The organism is Actinomyces sp. MRS3W, from assembly GCF_032465695.1.
Taxonomy (GTDB): Bacteria; Actinomycetota; Actinomycetes; order Actinomycetales; family Actinomycetaceae; genus Actinomyces.
Genome location: NZ_JAWDJJ010000308.1, coordinates 1 through 2,764, shown reverse-complemented (window position 1 = coordinate 2,764; position 2,764 = coordinate 1). Strand labels below are relative to the sequence as shown.

General features: G+C 69.8%; 2 protein-coding genes and 1 pseudogene. 2 read left to right on the top strand and 1 reads right to left on the bottom strand.

The features are described from left to right. Window positions 1-225, top strand: a pseudogene (locus RWX45_RS11640) (hypothetical protein); the annotation flags it as partial. A gap of 159 nt (window positions 226-384) precedes the next feature. Here RWX45_RS11640 and RWX45_RS11635 read toward each other — a convergent pair. Further along, window positions 385-636, bottom strand: coding sequence for a mandelate racemase (locus tag RWX45_RS11635; protein ID WP_316023882.1), 252 nt, complete (start codon window positions 634-636; stop codon window positions 385-387). Between the two features lie 311 nt (window positions 637-947). On the opposite strand from RWX45_RS11635, the gene guaA reads away from it, so the two are divergent. Next, the gene (gene guaA / locus RWX45_RS11630) at window positions 948-2,549 is read left to right on the top strand and encodes a glutamine-hydrolyzing GMP synthase (protein WP_316023881.1); all 1,602 of its coding nucleotides are present in this window, start codon (window positions 948-950) and stop codon (window positions 2,547-2,549) included. Window positions 2,550-2,764: the final 215 nt, after the last annotated feature.

Here is a 2,764-nt window from a genome sequence, read left to right as displayed (position 1 = left end):
GGCGGGATCGACCCGCTGGTCCCGCCGTGGCTGCTGCGCTCCCAGCGGCGCGCCACCGCCGTCATTCGCCCGCTGGTGCAGCTCGTGGCGCTGCTCGGGCCGGCCCTGCTGTTGGTGGCGGTGCCCTCCCGTGCCGTTGCGCTGGGGGTTGTGCTCGGCTGTCAGGTCCTCAGCATGCTGGTTGCCGTATTTCTCCTGCCGCGGGCGCTGGCGGCGCTGCGCTGAGGACAACGAATAAGCGCCGACCCTTTGGGTCGACGCTTGCTGATTCGTACGCGGATCCGGGCAATCCCGGTTGTTCGCCATTGCTGCGCGGTCCGCGTTGCCCGCGCAGCTCAGGAAAGGCGTGGCGTGTGCTCACGCCTTCCGGTTCAGTGGGGCGGTTCAGGCCGCCAGGAGGTTGACGCCGGTGTAAACGCCGCCCAGGCTGGCCATGGTGCCGCTCAGTCCAGCGGCCATGAGCAGCGCCGGTGAGGCGGTGACGGCTCCGACGATCGCCATGATGAAGACCACGGCGGCGACGGTGGCCATGCCGATCTTGAAGGTGAGCAGGTCGGCAGCCTTGATCTCGTCCTGGGTGGATGTGGTCGATTCGGGGGTGGCGACGGCGATGGCGTCGATAACGGGGACACTCATGGTGGCTTTCCTTCCGGTTCCTGTGTGCGGAACCGGTCGGGCGGCCCGCACAGCGGTGTGCCCGACCTTCCGGTCGGTACCGGCCTGGCTGGCCGGCGAGCAATACATTAGGGAGCCCGCCACCGCTTTGTCCAGACAAAAATCTGATAAGCGCGTCACGCTTCCGGACGCCGCCGCACGGTGCGAATCGCCGCCCGCATCGGGGCGTGCTGGACGTCGTGGGTACTGGGCGCGCTGGAGCGCCCGGCAGTCATGGCCACTGCCCGGACCGCGGGCGCAGGCCAGCGGGCCGACGCGGCTATCCTGTGCCGGTGACGACTACTCCGCACAACCCCGTCGGGAACGAGGAGGGGCACACCGGCCCCGTCCTCGTGGTGGACTTCGGTGCCCAGTACGCCCAGCTGATCGCCCGCCGTGTGCGCGAGGCGAGCGTGTACTCCGAGATCGTGCCCCACAGCATGCCGGTGGCGGACATGCTCGCCAAGCAGCCGGCCGCCATCATCCTGTCCGGCGGGCCCGCCTCCGTGTACGCCGACGGCGCCCCGAGCGTGGACCCGGCCCTGTTCGACGCGGGCGTGCCGGTGCTGGGCATCTGCTACGGCTTCCAGACGATGGCCCAGGCCCTCGGCGGCACCGTCGGGCGCACCGGCACCCGCGAGTACGGGCACACCGACGCCGACGTCGACCCCGACTCCTGCCTGTTCGCCGGCACCCCCGTCCGGCAGGCGGTGTGGATGAGCCACGGCGACGCCGTGCAGGCCGCCCCGGCCGGATTCACCGTCACTGCCTCTACCTCGCAGACGCCCGTGGCCGCCTTCGAGGACCCCGCCCGGCGCCTGTACGGGCTGCAGTGGCACCCCGAGGTCATGCACTCGCAGTTCGGCCAGCAGGCGCTGGCCAACTTCCTCCGCGACGGCGCCGGCATCCCCGCCACCTGGACGCCGGGCAACATCATCGACGAGCAGGTCGAGCGCATCCGCGAGCGGGTGGGCGACGCCCACGTCATCTGCGGCCTGTCCGGCGGCGTCGACTCCTCCGTGGCGGCGGCCCTGGTGCACCGGGCCATCGGGGACCAGTTGACCTGCATCTTCGTGGACCACGGCCTGCTGCGCGCCGGCGAGCGCGAGCAGGTGGAGCGCGACTACGCCCGGGGCATGGGCATCCGCGTGATCACCGTGGACGAGTCCGAGCGCTTCCTGACCGCACTCGCGGGCGTCACCGAGCCCGAGGCCAAGCGCAAGATCATCGGCCGGGAGTTCATCCGCTCCTTCGAGGCCGCCCAGCGGCGCGTGATCGCGGAGGTCGGCGCCGCCGGCGGCGAGATCAAGTTCCTGGTGCAGGGCACGCTGTACCCGGACGTGGTGGAGTCCGGCGGCGGGGAGGGCGCCGCCAACATCAAGAGCCACCACAATGTGGGTGGGCTGCCCGAGGATCTGGACTTCGAGCTGATCGAGCCGCTGCGGGCGCTGTTCAAGGACGAGGTGCGTGCGATCGGGCGGGAGTTGGGCGTGCCCGAGGGAATCGTGGCCCGCCAGCCCTTCCCCGGGCCGGGGCTCGGTATCCGCGTCATCGGGGAAGTTACCGCGGAGAACCTGCGCATTCTGCGGGCGGCGGATGCGATCGCCCGCGAGGAGCTGACGGCGGCCGGGCTGGATGAGGAGATCTGGCAGTGCCCGGTGGTGCTGCTGGCCGACGTGCGATCCGTGGGCGTGCAGGGCGACGGGCGCACCTACGGGCACCCGGTGGTGCTGCGGCCGGTGAGCAGCGAGGACGCCATGACGGCGGACTGGACGCGTCTGCCCTACGACGTGCTGGCCCGCATCTCCACGCGCATCACCAACGCCGTCCCCGAGGTCAACCGCGTGGTGCTGGACGTGACCAGCAAGCCCCCGGCCACCATCGAGTGGGAGTGACCTTTCAAGGTCGCAGGCGCACATTTCCTCAGTTAAGCACAATAAATCACCCTGCCAGCGTTCGTGCGGCAGGGTGATTCGTTAAGGCCGCATAAGCCGTTCTAAGCTATTATCCTCTGTTTATTGGCACCCTTGTGCTCACACCAGATCGAGCGACTCCACGCCCGTGCAGAGCAGCTTCGTGGAGAGCGCTATGAGGTCATCGAGCGGCACCT